Here is a 564-nt window from a genome sequence, read left to right as displayed (position 1 = left end):
ATTATCGAAGTGGATAGGATTGATGCTTACGTGAAAGAGGTTTCGACTTCCTACAAGGAAATGTTCCACATCGATCTGGATGCCATAATCGTAGTACCCAGTGAGGGTACAGTAGTTTCAAATGAGAGAGGAAGTCAATAAAAGCAACTTAAAAAAATTCTCTAATTAAAAGATAAGCAAAGATGGAACAAGAATTTAATAATCTACCCCACCGAAGATATAATATACTAACCGGGGAATGGATTCTTGTTTCCCCGCACCGAACTAAAAGACCCTGGCAAGGCAAGACAGAAAAGCCTGTAGTGGAAAAAAATAAATCCTACGATCCCTCCTGCTACCTCTGTCCTGGTAATACCCGATCTAATGGAACCATAAATCCTCCATACACCGAACCTTATAGTTTTGTCAACGATTTTTCGGCTCTGCTACGCGATAGCCCAACCCTTCAAAAAATCAATGGGCTCCTCATCGCTGAAACTGAAAAAGGTGTGTGTAAGGTCGTGTGCTTCTCTCCTGACCATTCGAAGACCCTTCCACTTATGGATGTTGAAGCCATAACCAAAG

The 564-nt window shown here is 41.7% G+C and carries 1 protein-coding gene; it reads left to right on the top strand.

Features of this window, described 5'->3' with window-relative positions:
* Nucleotides 1–182 precede the first annotated feature (182 nt).
* The coding region (galT, locus tag HC175_RS16815) for a galactose-1-phosphate uridylyltransferase (protein ID WP_168139507.1) at nucleotides 183–564 on the top strand (382 nt) is incomplete at its 3' end.

Source organism: Salinimicrobium oceani, assembly GCF_012037645.1.
Note: the sequence above shows the minus strand (reverse complement) of the source record. Positions and strands in the feature narration are given on the sequence as shown.